Source organism: Pseudoalteromonas sp. APC 3495, from assembly GCF_030407645.1.
In the GTDB taxonomy this organism is placed as follows: Bacteria; Pseudomonadota; Gammaproteobacteria; order Enterobacterales; family Alteromonadaceae; genus Pseudoalteromonas; species Pseudoalteromonas tetraodonis.
This window is the reverse complement of the sequence record NZ_JASDDA010000001.1, coordinates 129,657-144,525: the sequence shown is the minus strand read 5'-3', so window position 1 is coordinate 144,525 and position 14,869 is coordinate 129,657. Positions and strand designations below refer to the sequence as shown.

The 14,869-nt window shown below is 40.2% G+C and carries 17 protein-coding genes and 1 pseudogene; 6 read left to right on the top strand and 12 right to left on the bottom strand.

Annotated elements, in window-relative coordinates:
• Positions 1-14 precede the first annotated feature (14 nt).
• The gene (locus tag QL984_RS00650) at positions 15-1,232 is read right to left on the bottom strand and encodes a pyridoxal phosphate-dependent aminotransferase (RefSeq protein ID WP_016900382.1); all 1,218 of its coding nucleotides are present in this window, start codon (positions 1,230-1,232) and stop codon (positions 15-17) included.
• Positions 1,233-1,360: 128 nt separating this feature from the next.
• Positions 1,361-1,705, bottom strand: coding sequence for an Hpt domain-containing protein (locus tag QL984_RS00645; RefSeq protein WP_013465049.1), 345 nt, complete (start codon positions 1,703-1,705; stop codon positions 1,361-1,363).
• A gap of 132 nt (positions 1,706-1,837) precedes the next feature.
• Between QL984_RS00645 and QL984_RS00640 the strand changes: the two genes are divergently transcribed.
• Positions 1,838-2,431, top strand: coding sequence for a tRNA-uridine aminocarboxypropyltransferase (locus QL984_RS00640; protein WP_028835164.1), 594 nt, complete (start codon positions 1,838-1,840; stop codon positions 2,429-2,431).
• Between the two features lie 25 nt (positions 2,432-2,456).
• The gene (locus QL984_RS00635; RefSeq protein ID WP_290171869.1) at positions 2,457-3,242 is read left to right on the top strand and encodes a CLCA_X family protein; all 786 of its coding nucleotides are present in this window, start codon (positions 2,457-2,459) and stop codon (positions 3,240-3,242) included.
• Positions 3,243-3,259: 17 nt separating this feature from the next.
• Here the strand turns inward: QL984_RS00635 and dcd are convergent, their stop codons facing one another.
• Positions 3,260-3,844 (bottom strand): dCTP deaminase, encoded by a 585-nt coding sequence (gene dcd, locus QL984_RS00630; protein ID WP_013465052.1) that lies wholly within the window; start codon positions 3,842-3,844, stop codon positions 3,260-3,262.
• Positions 3,845-3,846: 2 nt separating this feature from the next.
• A complete protein-coding gene (gene apbC, locus QL984_RS00625; protein ID WP_290171868.1) occupies positions 3,847-4,923 on the bottom strand; it encodes an iron-sulfur cluster carrier protein ApbC in 1,077 nt (358 codons plus the stop codon).
• Positions 4,924-5,100: 177 nt separating this feature from the next.
• On the opposite strand from apbC, the gene metG reads away from it, so the two are divergent.
• Entirely contained in the window at positions 5,101-7,125 is a 2,025-nt protein-coding gene (gene metG / locus QL984_RS00620) for a methionine--tRNA ligase (RefSeq protein ID WP_290171867.1), read from the top strand.
• Positions 7,126-7,237: 112 nt separating this feature from the next.
• Here metG and QL984_RS00615 read toward each other — a convergent pair whose 3' ends face one another.
• Together QL984_RS00615 and QL984_RS00610 are read right to left on the bottom strand one after the other, a co-directional pair.
• On the bottom strand, positions 7,238-7,879 hold the full coding sequence (locus QL984_RS00615; protein WP_290171866.1) for a hypothetical protein: 642 nt from the start codon (positions 7,877-7,879) through the stop codon (positions 7,238-7,240).
• A 224-nt stretch (positions 7,880-8,103) separates the two neighbouring features.
• Entirely contained in the window at positions 8,104-8,277 is a 174-nt protein-coding gene (locus QL984_RS00610) for a hypothetical protein (protein WP_167380510.1), read from the bottom strand.
• A 134-nt stretch (positions 8,278-8,411) separates the two neighbouring features.
• Between QL984_RS00610 and QL984_RS00605 the strand changes: the two genes are divergently transcribed.
• Complete coding sequence (locus QL984_RS00605; protein ID WP_290171865.1) at positions 8,412-8,954, top strand: DUF3365 domain-containing protein; 543 nt, start codon at positions 8,412-8,414, stop codon at positions 8,952-8,954.
• A 14-nt stretch (positions 8,955-8,968) separates the two neighbouring features.
• Here QL984_RS00605 and QL984_RS00600 read toward each other — a convergent pair whose 3' ends face one another.
• The 3 genes from QL984_RS00600 to QL984_RS00590 all read right to left on the bottom strand — a co-directional run bounded on the left by QL984_RS00600 (position 8,969) and on the right by QL984_RS00590 (position 10,647).
• Positions 8,969-9,490 (bottom strand): DUF2937 family protein, encoded by a 522-nt coding sequence (locus tag QL984_RS00600; protein ID WP_090492458.1) that lies wholly within the window; start codon positions 9,488-9,490, stop codon positions 8,969-8,971.
• 91 nt (positions 9,491-9,581) lie between these two features.
• Positions 9,582-10,058, bottom strand: coding sequence for a nucleoside deaminase (locus QL984_RS00595; protein WP_290171864.1), 477 nt, complete (start codon positions 10,056-10,058; stop codon positions 9,582-9,584).
• Between the two features lie 58 nt (positions 10,059-10,116).
• On the bottom strand, positions 10,117-10,647 hold the full coding sequence (locus QL984_RS00590; RefSeq protein ID WP_290171863.1) for a heme-binding protein: 531 nt from the start codon (positions 10,645-10,647) through the stop codon (positions 10,117-10,119).
• 241 nt (positions 10,648-10,888) lie between these two features.
• Here QL984_RS00590 and QL984_RS00585 point away from each other — a divergent pair, with 241 nt between their 5' ends.
• Both QL984_RS00585 and QL984_RS00580 read left to right on the top strand, forming a co-directional pair.
• Positions 10,889-11,389, top strand: coding sequence for a fasciclin domain-containing protein (locus tag QL984_RS00585; protein WP_290171862.1), 501 nt, complete (start codon positions 10,889-10,891; stop codon positions 11,387-11,389).
• A gap of 155 nt (positions 11,390-11,544) precedes the next feature.
• On the top strand, positions 11,545-12,258 hold the full coding sequence (locus tag QL984_RS00580) for a flagellar brake protein (protein ID WP_013465062.1): 714 nt from the start codon (positions 11,545-11,547) through the stop codon (positions 12,256-12,258).
• Between the two features lie 74 nt (positions 12,259-12,332).
• On the opposite strand, the pseudogene lepB reads toward QL984_RS00580, so the two are convergent.
• From lepB to QL984_RS00565, 3 genes and pseudogenes are all read right to left on the bottom strand, one after another.
• Positions 12,333-12,941 (bottom strand): annotated as a pseudogene (lepB, locus tag QL984_RS00575) (signal peptidase I).
• A gap of 430 nt (positions 12,942-13,371) precedes the next feature.
• Complete coding sequence (locus QL984_RS00570) at positions 13,372-13,626, bottom strand: DUF2999 family protein (protein ID WP_008113615.1); 255 nt, start codon at positions 13,624-13,626, stop codon at positions 13,372-13,374.
• An 86-nt stretch (positions 13,627-13,712) separates the two neighbouring features.
• Entirely contained in the window at positions 13,713-14,675 is a 963-nt protein-coding gene (locus tag QL984_RS00565; protein WP_028835153.1) for a zinc-binding dehydrogenase, read from the bottom strand.
• Positions 14,676-14,869 lie beyond the last annotated feature (194 nt).

The following is a 14,869-nucleotide window of genomic DNA, read 5'->3' as shown; positions in this document are numbered from 1 at the left end:
GCTCGTTTTTTTCTTTATTCTTGTCGGTAATCTTTGAAAAAACGCTGCATTTTCATCATTGCACTCGATAAATCATCTTTATTAGGTAAAAACACCAATCTAAAATGATCAGGCTCTGGCCAGTTAAAGGCGCGCCCATGTACTAACAATATTTTTTCTGCTTTTAACAAATCAAACATCATTTGTTCATCGCTTTTAATGTTGAATTTAGCGGTATCCACTTTAGGGAAAGCATAAAGCGCCCCTTTAGGCTTTTTACAACTAATTCCATCAATCGCATTTAAGCCGCGCCAAGCAATATCTCGTTGCACATATAAACGCCCACCGGGGTCAATTAAGCTATCAATTGACTGAACGCCACCCAACGCTTGCTGAATTGCATATTGTGCGGGCACATTGGCACAAAGACGCATTGAGGCAAGAATATCTAAGCCTTTAATTAAATCTGTCATTAATGCGGTGCGACCACTTAACACCATCCAGCCCATTCTCAGCCCAGCAGCACGGTATGTTTTAGCTAAGCCATTAAAGGTGATGATAGGGAGATCATCGCATAATGAACCAATAGAAGTATGGGTAACGCCGTCGTATAGAATTTTCTCGTATATTTCATCGCTTAACAGCAAAAGCTTGTGCTCTCGAGCAATATTTATCAACTCTTCAAGTAAAGCGTCACTGTAAACGGCCCCAGTTGGGTTGTTGGGATTAATCAGCACTAATGCTTTGGTTTTAGAGGTGATTTTACTTTTAATATCATCAATGTCAGGAAACCAATCTTGCTCTTCATCACACAAGTAGTGAACCGGATTACCACCTGCTAATTTTACCGAGGCTGTCCAAAGCGGATAATCTGGAGCAGGAATTAACACTTCATCATCATTATTCAACAGTGCTTGAGTAACCATTTGGATAAGCTCACTCACACCGTTGCCAATGTAAATATTATCAACGTCTAAATTGTGTAAGCCACGCTGTTGGTAGTGCTGATAAATAGCAACACGCGCAGAATAAAGACCTTTAGAGTCACAGTATCCTTGAGCTGAATATAAATTACGAATGATATCGCGATGCATATCTTCTGGCATATCAAAGCCAAATGCGGCGGGGTTACCTATATTAAGCTTTAATACCTTTTGGCCCTCATCCTCCATTTTTTTAGCTTGCACTAAAACGGGACCTCGGATGTCATAACAGACGCCGTCTAATTTATGACTCTTTTTTATTTCTGACATTGTTACCTCTAAAGAGCAAGTTAGCCATTAGACTAACGCAGTAAAGCCGTGAATTACTAGGAAAATTAAGCGCTTAAAACTGAAAAAAATTCACGTTAACACTCTTTTTTATTACTATTGAAACGCGTTTAGCGCCCAGCTAACCATGCATTTAGTTTTGCTTGTGAACCAGTAACTTGCGCCATTAATCCATCGGCTGCATTAACAGCCTGCTCGTCATTCCCGTTATTTAAATTATATTCAATTAAACGAGCAACTTCGGCTAAACTTGCCGCACCAAATTGAGCGGCGTTTGATTTAAGGCTATGAGAGTGGCGAATAGCAGCCTCTTTATCTTGCCCAAGAGCAGCAATTGCTTCGTTCCCCAATCGCTCAAATTCCGCACAACAAAATTCCAGCGTATCTGGAAATTGTTCACCTAATAGCGATTCCATACTTTCTAAAGCGGATTCGTCAATATTGATCTCTGTCATATTCATGCCCTTCAATACGGTCCATCGATTTTCTTCTTATCTCTTACTCTATATCTAAGCACAAAAAAAACCAACTTTATTAGTGCAAAAATGTATAATTACGGCAAATGTACCAACGAAATAGTGTATTCAATGGCACGTCCTCTTTGTAAACAGTGTAACTTTTCGCTAAGCACTTGTATTTGCAGCGCAATTACCCGTGTTAATAACCAAACACAGGTTATTATTTTGCAGCACCCCAGTGAAGCAAAAGTTAGCAAAAATACGGCGCAGCTATTAGCTTTGGGTTTAACCCACTGTAAAATTATTAGAGGCGAAAATAATCAGGACTTCGCCTGTTTACAAAACCTGCCTATAGAATCGAGCGTATTACTCTACCCAAGCGAGAGCGCCGTAAAATTAGACCGACCGAATAGTAAAGAAAATCTACAAGAGATTACGCATTTAATTGTGATTGATGGTACATGGAATAAAGCCTTTAAAATTTTGCAATTAACCCCGTTATTACAACAGTTTAAAACGGTAAGCTTTAGCCATATTCCCACCAACCGTTATGCTATTCGTAAAGCCCCAAGAGCAGATAGTTTATCGACACTAGAAGCAGTAGCGCATAGTTTATGGCTCATAGAAGCACTAAACCCTGCGCCCTTGTATGGTTTATTAGAGGAATTAATAAAAAAACAAACCCAACACATGCCCGCTCACGTAAAAGCACGTTACTTGTAATGTATGAGCTGAAATAAAATAACCGATGCGTAATACCACATCTCGATTAAAACGCGGATTTTCTCGCCAAGGCCCCGACTATCGTTTTGACGATCAAGTCGATTTTAATGATATAAGAACCACTTTTGGTTTTCGTTCTATGGTGGTTGGTAAATGGGTTACTAAAGAAGAGCGCTTTATTAGTGCCAACTTAATTTATGATGCGCTGGCTGATTTAGCGCAGATTTTGCATTTACCACCCACTGCCATTGGCCTGCGTGGCAAACTTAATTTCGCTTTTGGTCACGGTGGACAAAAAGGCGTGCAAGCACATTATAATGCGTATGACCAAACCTTAGCACTGGCTAAAAATGCAGGCGGTGGCGCTTTAGCCCATGAATGGTTTCATGCTTTTGATCATCATATTAGTGAGCATTTGTTTAAATCAAAAACCCGCTTTGGTTTCGCTTCTAAGTTATGGTTATCACACTCTCCCGACTTAAGCCATCCACTTAATGATGCACTTAATGAATTTTATAAACAGGTGTTTTTAGAGCAAAGCGGTGAACATGCCAATGAATTTGTAAATAAATGCATTGCGTTTGATAAAGCGCATAATCAGCAGTATATGAGTATGCCAGAGGAGCTTGCTGCTCGGTGTTTTGAAGCCTGTATCAACGAGCATCAAACAATCAAAAACAGTTTCTTAGTCGGCGGTTTGAGTAATAATAACTTAATTTATCCTGAGCTAAAGCACACGTTACTCGCCAATGAAGCGCTTAACCATTATTTTCAACTATTAGGTTATGCGCTTCATCAACTAGAAAAATAAGCTATTGTTTAGCTTAGTTATTTATCGTCACTGATACGGCTTGCTACCGCACTATTCTGATCTTTATATTTTGCATCAATGCGGGTGTTATAAGGGCTTTCACATGGACCGGTAAGTGTTTCAAAACTCATTGCGCCAATTTTCATCATAGGTCTGAGCGCAAGCGGCAACTTACCCGAGTTATAAAACTCTAAAACAATATTACCACTCCAACCAGGATCGATTCTGTGTGCTGTAACATGCACCATTAAACCTAAACGTGCCAGCGATGAACGCCCGTCTAACCAACCAACAATGTCTGCAGGTAGGGTTACTTTTTCATAGGTTATTGCCAACGCAAGCTCGCCAGGATGTAGAAAAAACGCTTCGCCTTCAGCTAATACAATTTCGTCGCTCATGATTGATTCTAACGCTTTATTAAGCTGATCTTTTGGACCACTTAAATCAACATAAGCGGCATTATGGGCATGAAATGTTCTAAACTTATTACCTAAGCGAAGATCAGCGGTAACCCCTGAAATCATTTCACTCGTTGGCGCGGGCTCGATAACAATGCGCCCATCGTTTAAGTATTCTTTAATATGTGTATCTGAAAGTCTCATTTTTAATCTTCCGTAATCACAACGTCAATCGCGTTGTGATGTTGTTGATAGTAAAGCGTGCTGGCAATCAATCGTGCGGCCGCGCTGTAAGTTTTGCTAATAACCGCATCTTTATCATCGGCAATCAACTTACCTTGCTCAGAGGATTCTCTGATATCAATCGCAAGCGGAATATGCGAAAGCACAGGCACACCATGCTTAAGGGCTAATTTTTGTGCACCGTCTTTACCAAATACATGGTTGGCCTCGCCGCAATGCCCACAAATGTAATGGCTCATATTTTCAATCAAACCGAGCACTGGCACATTTACTTTATTAAACATAGCAATACCCTTTTGCGCATCAGCAAGCGCTAAGTCTTGTGGCGTCGTGACAATCACGGTGCCACTGGCTGGCACTTTTTGGCTCATGGTTAATTGAATATCACCGGTACCTGGCGGCATATCTACAATTAAATAATCAAGTTCACCCCAATCGGTTTCATTTAAAAGCTGACTAAGCGCGCCTGAGGCCATTGGGCCGCGCCATACGGTGGCATCATCGCTGGGGACTAAAAAACCGATAGATTGCGCTTTAATACCATTGGCATCAAACGGTTGTAATTGTTTATTGTCTTTTGTAACCGGCTCACTGCCAACTAATCCTAACAACATAGGAATTGACGGACCATAAATGTCGGCATCTAGTATGCCTACTTTTGCGCCTTCATTTTTAAGCGAGCCCGCAAGATTAACGGCCGTAGTAGATTTGCCCACCCCACCTTTTCCTGAGGCGACTAAAACAATATGTTTAATGGCTTTAAATTTCGCAGCCTCTTTAAGGTGAACACTAGCCGTTACGTTTACATCAATCTTTAAACGCTCAGTCAAAAATTGAGCCACATGCGGCATTTCAGATTGCGCCGCAAAAGGGAGATTGAGTTTAACCGTAATTGATTTATCGGTGTTTTGAGTGATATCAGCAATGAAATCTTGCTCAATACCCACAGCGAAAGCGGCACTGCGATAGGCCGCTAGAGCAGAAATAATCGGTTGTTTTTGCACCGATTTTGCAGAGAATAGTTTCGACAGTCCAAACATAGCAATAAAATAGCGTTTCTTTGATGAAAAGTGCCACGGAATTATGTAACATTCAGGGCATTAACACCAGTCAATTAGTAAATATCGATAAGCAGTGTGCTCTGTTATCACTTTGCTTATCGATAATGTAATAATTTTCATCTGTTCCTGACTAGGAACGCTTAATTCGGAATGATTATGGCACAGCGAAAGATCCTGATTACTAGCGCATTACCTTATGCCAATGGCCCTACCCATTTAGGGCATTTATTAGAGTATATTCAAACTGATATTTGGTCGCGTTTTCAAAAACTACAAGGCCACGAAGCATACTATGTATGCGCCGATGATGCTCATGGCACACCTATTATGCTTAATGCGCAAAAGCAAGGGATCACGCCTGAGGAAATGGTAAAAAACGTTAGTATCGAGCGCCAACGCGACTTTGCTGATTTTAATATCAAATTTGATAATTACCACAGTACCCATAGCCAAGAGAATAAAGAATTTAGTGAGCTTATTTATAACCGCCTTAACGATGCCAGTCATATCAAAAAGCACACTATTTCACAGTTATTCGATCCAGAAAAAGGCATTTTTCTGCCAGATCGCTTTGTCACTGGCACGTGTCCTACATGTAAATCAGAAGATCAGAACGGGGATAGCTGTGATGCCTGTGGCGCAACCTACAGCCCAACCGAGCTAATCAACCCACGCTCTGTTATGTCGGGTGCTGAGCCTATCTTAAAAGATTCTGAGCATTACTTTTTTGACTTACCCGCCTTTGAAGACATGCTTAAAGAGTGGCTACATTCAGGCACAATTCAACAAGAAATGGCCAACAAGTTAGATGAGTGGTTTGCCGATGGTCTCCAGCAATGGGACATTAGCCGTGATGCACCTTATTTTGGTTTTGAAATTCCAAACGCACCGGGTAAATACTTTTACGTATGGCTAGATGCGCCTATTGGTTATATGGCGAGCTTTAAAAACTTATGTGATAAACAGGGCATCGACTTTGATGCATTTTGGCAAGAAGGTTCAGACGCTGAGCTTTATCACTTTATTGGTAAAGACATCATCTATTTCCACAGCCTATTTTGGCCTGCGATGTTAGAAGGCGCTCAATTTAGAAAGCCAACTAACGTATTCGCCCATGGTTTTGTTACGGTCAATGGCGCAAAAATGTCTAAATCAAAAGGCACGTTTATTAAAGCGCGTACTTATTTAGATAACCTAGACCCAGAATTTTTACGTTACTACTACGCAGCTAAACTTAATAGTGGCATTACCGATTTAGATTTAAACCTTGAAGATTTTGCACAACGTGTAAACTCAGACTTAGTGGGTAAAGTAGTGAATATTGCCAGTCGTTGTGCTGGTTTTATTACTAAAAAGTTCGACGGTAAGCTGAGCAATACAGTTATGCAACCTCAATTGCTTGCAGAATTTCAGAACGCATCAGCGACAATCACCGAATATTACGAGAACCGTGAATACAGCCGCGCAATTCGTGAAATCATGGCACTTGCTGATAAAGCAAACCAGTTTATTGATAATGCCGCGCCTTGGGTGCTTATTAAAGATGAGTCAAAGCAAGAAGAAGCGCATCAGGTTTGTTCACTAGGACTTAACCTATTTCGCGTGTTGATCACTTACTTAAAACCAGTGCTACCAGGCATGGCAAGTAATGTTGAAGCCTTTTTAAATGATGAATTATCTTGGCAGGGTGTGCAAACAGCGTTAGTAAACCACCCTATCAATAAATTTAAGCCGTTAATGCAACGTGTAGAAATGGATAAAGTGAATAAAATGGTTGAAGAATCAAAAGAAAGCTTAGTTGCTGAAAAAGACAAAATCGATCCTAATTGCCCACTTGCAAAAGAGCCTATTAGCGAAGAGATTGAGTTTGATGACTTTGCAAAGGTAGACCTGCGTGTTGCTAAAATTGCCAAAGCAGAGCACGTAGAAGGCGCTGACAAGCTGCTTAAATTAACCCTTGATTTAGGCGGTGAAACTCGCCAAGTGTTTGCTGGAATTAAATCGGCTTACGCACCAGAAGACATTGAAGGTAAATTAACGGTAATGGTTGCTAACCTTAAACCACGTAAAATGCGTTTTGGAATGTCTGAAGGCATGGTACTTGCGGCAGGCCCTGGTGGTAAAGAAATTTACATTCTTAACCCAGACGACGGCTCTGAGCCGGGTATGCGCGTAATGTAATTATTATCGCTTAAAGCCGCTAATATTTAGCGGCTTTTTTTTCATCTGTTATTTAGCTATTCTAATAAGAATTTTTAACGCCGCTATTCTCTGGTTTACTTCCTGAAAATCATTAAGCATTATTGCGATTTTGTATTACTGCAACAACTTTTGCTAAGTGAATCACCAAGCTTTGCGAGCTAATATACACAAACCAGTTTATATAGCGCACTTGAGGGTAAAAGCCTTGCCCCTGATTACCATAAATCCAAAAAGCACCAATAATGGCATCAGCCAATGCAGCAAGGAAAAGCCCTAAGCTCACCCACACTATTGGTTTGGGTGCGTTAATCCCACCATAGGCAACAACTAATACCAGACCCATAAGCCCAACAGACGTTATCACTAAACTATAGACCCCTGTCATAGCTAAAATAGTATCTCCTACCCCCTCAAGATACATAGAAGAGAGCGACGCACTACTTAGCACCAACACAACAACAAAAAAAAGTGCACTTTTTATAAGCGACATCCGGCGTTTTATATTAAAAGCTAACACACAGGCTATAAATAAAAGGCTGTAACCAGGTGCAAAAAATAAGATTGAATCCACTAAGTAATCATGTTTTATCAAGGTACCATAGCGATAATAGTGTTGGGGTAAATTAAAATTAACCACATCACCCGCGATACACAACATAAAAGCGCCACTGCCTAAAAGAGCAATAAAGCGTAATTGTTGGTCTTTAAAACGTTTAAATACCCAAGCTGACATCGTTACACTATTAAACACAAGTAAGCAGAGCGAACTCAGTGACAACAGCATTAAAACACGTTTATTTTCAGGCGCAAGTAGCCCTATTAACATCACAGCTAAAGCGCACAGCCAAGCTATAAAAGTAATAATTTGATGCGGATGTTTTATAGATAACGGATTAATTGCACTATCCAACCTTTAAAATTAATAACGTTAACTTAGCAAGTTTTTATCGTCCAAGGCTATTTTTTGTTTTGCATGTGCTGTATTTCTTTTTGTGTTTTAAGCCGACATTGCGCTAACTGTTCGAGTCGAATTGCTTTAATAGCGGCTAATGGATCTTGTGCATTAAGTCCACCAGCATCATGGTTATTTTGTTGGTTTATTACTTTATTCTCACCGTGCTTATTGTGCATATCTTTTCTCTTGAAACTGTTTATCGATTTTAGGCGCGGTACCTTAAGTAAAAAGTGCTTAAATGCTAAACGATTTACTTGAAAAACACCTGACACCCTGTATATTAGAACCTTCTAATGTTTGGAGGTGTATTATGCGCATTATTTTAATTTTTTCCAGTTTATTTATTTCATCCGCTGCTTTTGCTAGCAATACCGACGAGGCACGACAAACCATTAAGGCATTTTCAAGTGATTTAAAACAGGTACTGGTTAGTACTATGAAACAAAGCGGCCCACTAGCGGCAATAAGTGTATGTAATACAGCTGCACCCGCTATCGCTTCACAACACAGCAATAGTCCTTGGCAAATTAGCCGCAGTGCTTTGAAAACTCGTAACTCAGATAATCAACCCGATGCATGGCTCAAAAATGTTTTATTAAACTTTGAACAACGTAAGCTCAATGGCGAGCCGTTAGCAAGCATAGAATATCAAGAGCAAAGACCCGATGGCTGGTATTTTGTAAAAGCGATTCCTACTCAAAAAGCGTGTTTAGCGTGTCATGGCAGTCAGATTGACCCCACAGTTTCTAAAAAAATAGCGACTTTATACCCTAATGATCAGGCAACTGATTTTAAACTGGGTGACATTCGTGGCGCATTTGTTGTTAAAAGGGCCAGTGAAAATTACCAATGATAACTCATTGACGATCAGCTATTAAATTTTACCGCATCGGATGCAATACGCTTTTTACGCCTAACATATAAAGTATGTGGCAGCATAAGTAATTGATTTAATAAAATAGCTAATACCAATGCAAACAACACTGCACTCGTGGTTAAAGGAATACCTAACTTAAAGTTATCAAGTGTACTTTGTAATCTGTCAACGCGCTCAGGGGAGAACATATACAGCATTTTTTGCACTAAATTACCTTGTTCAAAAATAGCCATCCCTTTTTTTAAATCGGCAAATTGCAGTAATGTTTGCTGTTTTTGATTTGCATCGGCTCTGACACTAGGTTCAGTGTTTGCTAAATGGCGGTTTATCATCGCTTGCGTGCTAGAAAAGTTATATTGCTTGGCCGTTTTTGCATAGCCGTCGACTTGCCATTTTGTTGCATGGTATAAGCCCGCTAAATGTTGTTGGTAATGATCACTCAGCTGCGGTAGTTGCAATGAAACAATAAAAGCGCAAGCAAATATTAACTTATCGAACAGGTTAACGATCATAATAATCCCTTGTGCTGCGTTTAATAAAAGTGACTACCGTTAACTATAACAGGTAGTCGCTTTAGTCTAAATACCATGCGCTGCTGCGCTGTTAATCTGCTTGGTGGAATTGACGATGTAGGGCGTTAACTTGCTCAACAAGTGCTGGTACGGGCCCATAAACAGCGACATTAGGAGCAACCGCTTCAATAGGTAACGGGTTAACGGGCGACTTAGTCATTTTGAGCTCGCTATGCCAGCTAGTTAATTGCGCAGATGAACTGACATACATAATTCGACCTAAACCTACCCATGCGTGTGCTGCGGCGCACATAGGGCAATGTTCCCCAGAGGTATACACAGTAGCCCCAGCGCGTTGCTCAGGGGTCATATTATTTGCTGCCCAACGAGCAATTTCAAACTCAGGATGACGTGTATGATCGCCACTCGCAACACGGTTACGATCTTCCATACATACATTTCCTTCAGCATCAACAAGCACAGAGCCAAACGGTTCATCTCCTGCTTCTAGCGCCTCTTTAGCTAGCGCTACGGTGCGTTTTAAGTGCGCTAAATCAGTCTCGTTCATAATCTGTAAACTCCTTTACTATCACTTTTGGGGATATTTAGTAACGTGATCTGTTTTTCTACTGCGCTAACCATAACGCTTTGATCCCTGCTTTTGCAACACGTACATCCTCACTGCCATGAGCACCGCCAACTCCCACAGCCCCCACCACAGTATCGTTAATATAAATAGGCACCCCGCCATCCAATATTAAAATGTTTTCATCTAAATAACGAAGGTCTGCTGGAATAGTGCCCTCTTTTATGCCTTTTGCTATAACTGCGGTTTCACGCTTTTGCGAATTGGCGGTATAGGCTTTTTTATAACTGGCACGAATAGTATGAACACCGGCACGATGATCACGAAGTACCGCCAGCGTTTGCCCAGATGCATCCACAACGGTTATTGATACAGCTAAATTGTCCTTGAGTGCCGCTGCAGACGCTGCATTGACTATACGCTGTGCCATTTCACCCGTTAATTGTGCCATCATAGCCACATTTTCAAGCTGTTGATTATGAGTATTTATCTGCATTTCAGTTTGTCCAGCAACAGACGCTAATGAAGAAAGTGATGCAATTAGCGCTGTAAAAATAGCCCGTTTTTTCATGGTTTATTTCCTATTGTTAATTAATGACGTTATATCGCTGAACTGGATATAAAAAATTGAAAATAAACAGACCGTGTTTACTCATAAAAGCTTTCACTAGGAGGGTTAATAGCAGGCTTTGCTTTTTATAAAATACTTTTATTGGGATAAGGTAATGTAACCCCCCTTTTTTAAAATGATCGTAAGCTAGCAACTCGGCGTAATATTTAACCGACAACTAATAAATTTAAAGGAAAGTAACATGTTTAAGAAAATAGCGTCTGTTCTGACTTTTGTATTAGCAAGTTTAACCCTATCTTCAGCAGCTCATGCCGATCATCATGGTATGAAAAAAGATATCGTTGATGTAGCTGCTGCCAATGGTTCTTTTTCAACACTCGTTGCAGCTGTCAAAGCGGCAGGCCTCGTTGATACGTTAAAAGGAGATGGTCCTTTTACTGTATTTGCGCCAACTGATGAAGCATTTGCTAAACTACCAGCAGGTACCGTTGAAAACCTTCTTAAGAGCGAAAATAAAGACAAGTTAACTGCAATTCTTACCTACCATGTGGTATCAGGTAAAGTAATGGCTGCAGACGTTGTAAAATTAGACAGTGCAGCGACCGTGCAAGGCCAGTCTGTGAATGTAACCACCAATGACGGCTCTGTTATGATCAACAATGCAAACGTAGTAATGGCAGATGTAAAAGCCAGCAACGGCGTGATTCATGTCATTGATACTGTTTTGTTGCCAAAAGAGTAACAATCTAATCTCCACAGCGGAGTAAAATACTAACTCCGCTCACTATTACAAGCACAAAGTATTATTTTCTTTTACTAAATGCCCTCTTTTATACTAGTGATTTTTACACTATATTAAAAGATAATTAAGCGTCTGTTAATATTGAGAAAGTGTTTGTGGAAACAAATAAAAATAATACTACTGTTGAAGATAAACCAACTGAAGATCAAAAGAAGTTTTTCCTCGATTTACTCCCGGGAAAGCTAATTGATATACAATTTAACAATCCCATTCAGGTTCGCTTTAAACTCACTTTAATCGGCTACGACACCGGTAAATATTTAATATTAAAATACCCTGCTCAAGCAGGTAAAAATGATTACAGCGACATTTTAGTTGAAGGTAATGGGGCTATTGTACGTTATATCATTGAAGACGAACGGGGCGAATGTGTTGCTTTTTCAACCAGCATATTAGCGATTTCATTTCGCCCTGAACGATTAATTTATTTAGCTTACCCTAAAAAAATTGAAAGCCGCCAATTACGTGAAACTAGCAGGTTGCCTACACACATTCCGGCTAAAATTAGTTTACATAAAGGCGATATTGATGCTGATAATAAAAGCTTATTGCACGGTTTAATTATTGATATTTCTCCGAGTGGTTGTCGCTTTGCTATTCACGTAAGCTCTGGATTTGTTGCACTAAAAAAACGTCAAGTTTTTGTGCATATACTTTCTCCATTAGACAACGAGCCTGTTATTATTACGTCTTACATTAGGAATAACCAAATGAAAGGCAACCGCCTTAGCGTTGGTATAGAGTTTGATGCTTCAGAGCAAGTTAAGCTTAACAAGCTGTTAGAAGCTTACTCGATTGATATTGATTAATGCCTTAAATAATCCTACCTGCAAAAACAGCAATGGCTAACCAATCTTGCTTAGCCATTGTAATAGTTAGTTTTTTATTCTAAACGCTTCAAAAACCGGTCACTTCTTGGCAAGTAGTAATCATCATAATCAAGCGAGACAATCACACGCTCTGCCCGACCAAGCAACTCATCACGTGGAACTAATCCAATGACCCGCGAATCCGCACTGTTATCGCGGTTATCACCCATAACCAGATAATGATCTGCTGCTATTGGTGTTGCCGGAAACTGCACTAAGCTTGCTGCCGATTTGGTAAGCCGTATGGTATGAGCATGCCCCTTTAAGTGCTCAGTTTTATCTAGCCACCGAATACTCTCGTTTAAAGTGCTTTAACTTACTTTCTCGCCATTAATGGTCAATTCGTTATTTTGCAATGAAACTATATCACCTGGTGTGCCAATAACGCGTTTTATTAAACGGTTATCCGCCACTTTAGAATCAAATACAATAATATCGCCGGTTTGTGGTTCTGCCAGTCTTAACAGGGATACATGCGTAAATGGTATACGTAAATCATACGCCATTTTATCGGTAAGGATTCGGTCGCCTTCTTCAATAGTCGGTTTCATTGAACCTGTTGGTACTTCGTACCAATCGGCGACGGCACTACGAAACACACTCATTAAAATAATAAAAACAATAGGGCCTGTTGACCTTTGCGGATTGGAATTTGTTCAAACAAGGGGCGATTTAATCGCGGCGCGAGGTTTGTAACCTAGTGGGCTAAGTAAAAACCGAGTAACAAAGAGTTAATCGCCCCTTGGAAGAACCCTTTGGGCAATACCTGTTTGGCATTGATGCTACGTTATCGCCTATTTATGGGGAATAACCACACCACATAGGCTCTGCCTTGCTTAAATACCAAACAGACTACTGCAAATTCAACCTTGAAAGGTTAACAGGCCCTTAAGAACGGTTATTTTTCCAAAATTTATAAAGTCGCTTCATGTTTTGTCCCTGCTATAGGTTAAGTATTTATTTGACTGTATAAATGCAGAGCCGTTCAAATGAGTGTGTAACAAAACATGTTTAGGGATAGAGACATGCATAAAACATGTCTCTAAAGATAGTTTACTGCTGGTTTAACTTGTCTTTCGCTTCTTGTACTTTTGCAAAATCTAAACCTAACTCATCCGTTGCTTCTTTAATTAAATGAGGTTGTGTCATTACTACCGCCATCAATTGCTGAAGTTTTTCAGGTGGTATGCCCAGCTCTTGTACTAATGCCATAGCCATCATTGGGTTTTGGGTAAATGCTTCAAATAATGCCGCTACTTTTTCATCGCTGACATTGTGCTCTTTTAATATTGCAATAATTGGATTCATTATTAACCTTAAAATCGAAATAGTTTGTTAAAGTATATGGCCTCATAAAGGGATTAACAATATTAATCCCTGTGGCATTACTTTTTTCACTCTACCAACAATACAACTTTACCTGAGTTTTCATTACCCTCTAAGATGGCATGTGCCTCACTAGCTTGTTGCCATGGCATGGTTTTATAAATATTAAAGTCATACTTTTGATTGGCAATATCATCATAAAAGCGCGCTACAAATGCATCTCTTAACGCGCGCTTAAACGCGATACTGCGATTACGTAATGTCGAGGCATGAAACGAAATGCGCTTTTGTAATAAGCGTGCAAAATCGACTTCGGCAAAGCGACTATCTAAAAATGCGAGCATCACAATCTGACAATCCATTGCGGCCACTTTGGCATTTTTATTCAAATAGCGGCCAGAAACCGGATCGACTATGGCGTTTGCACTTAAGTTATGTGCCTTCATATATTCAACAAAATCAGTGGTTTTATAATTAATCACATGGTCAGCACCCAAGCTTTTAGCGTGTTCACATTTTTCATCAGACCCTGCTGTTATTACCACCTGTGCACCGGCACTTTTTGCCATTTGAATAGCCGCTCCGCCTACGCCACTGGCACCGGCATGAATAAGCGCCGTTTGCCCTGATTGTAGTTTTCCTAACTCAAAGAGTGCGCCAAAGGCAGTTAAATACACTTCACTAATAGCAGCACCTTGTGCCATAGAAATATTATCTGGCAATTCCATTAATTGCTGCGCATCTACGGCGACATATTCACTGTACGCACCACCGGCACATAGAGTAAAAATACGCTTATCTTGCCATTTAGGGTCTACCTCACTGCCAAGCTCACACACGGTACCTGCACATTCGAGTCCTAGAATAGGGCTATCCCCTTCAGGAGCAGGATACTTACCTTGGCGCTGCATACAATCGGCGCGGTTAACGCCAATCGCTGCTACTTTTACCAATACTTCATTACTGCTAATCTGCGGCTTATCGGTTTGTTCAAACGTTAATTGCTGATCTTGATGTGAAATGTACTGCATAAATCTCCTCGTATTTTATTCTATTTGATTTTCGCCATACTTCGGCTTCAACTAACTCGTTATTTTCTGTGTAATATATTTAAAGTGTGTAGTGGTTAGTAATTTTATTGATGTAACCTCGGGGTTTTAGCACTGGCAAACACAAAGCCTGACAAAAAAGCGAAGCCAACTAATTTAAACTCATAATACTCCTT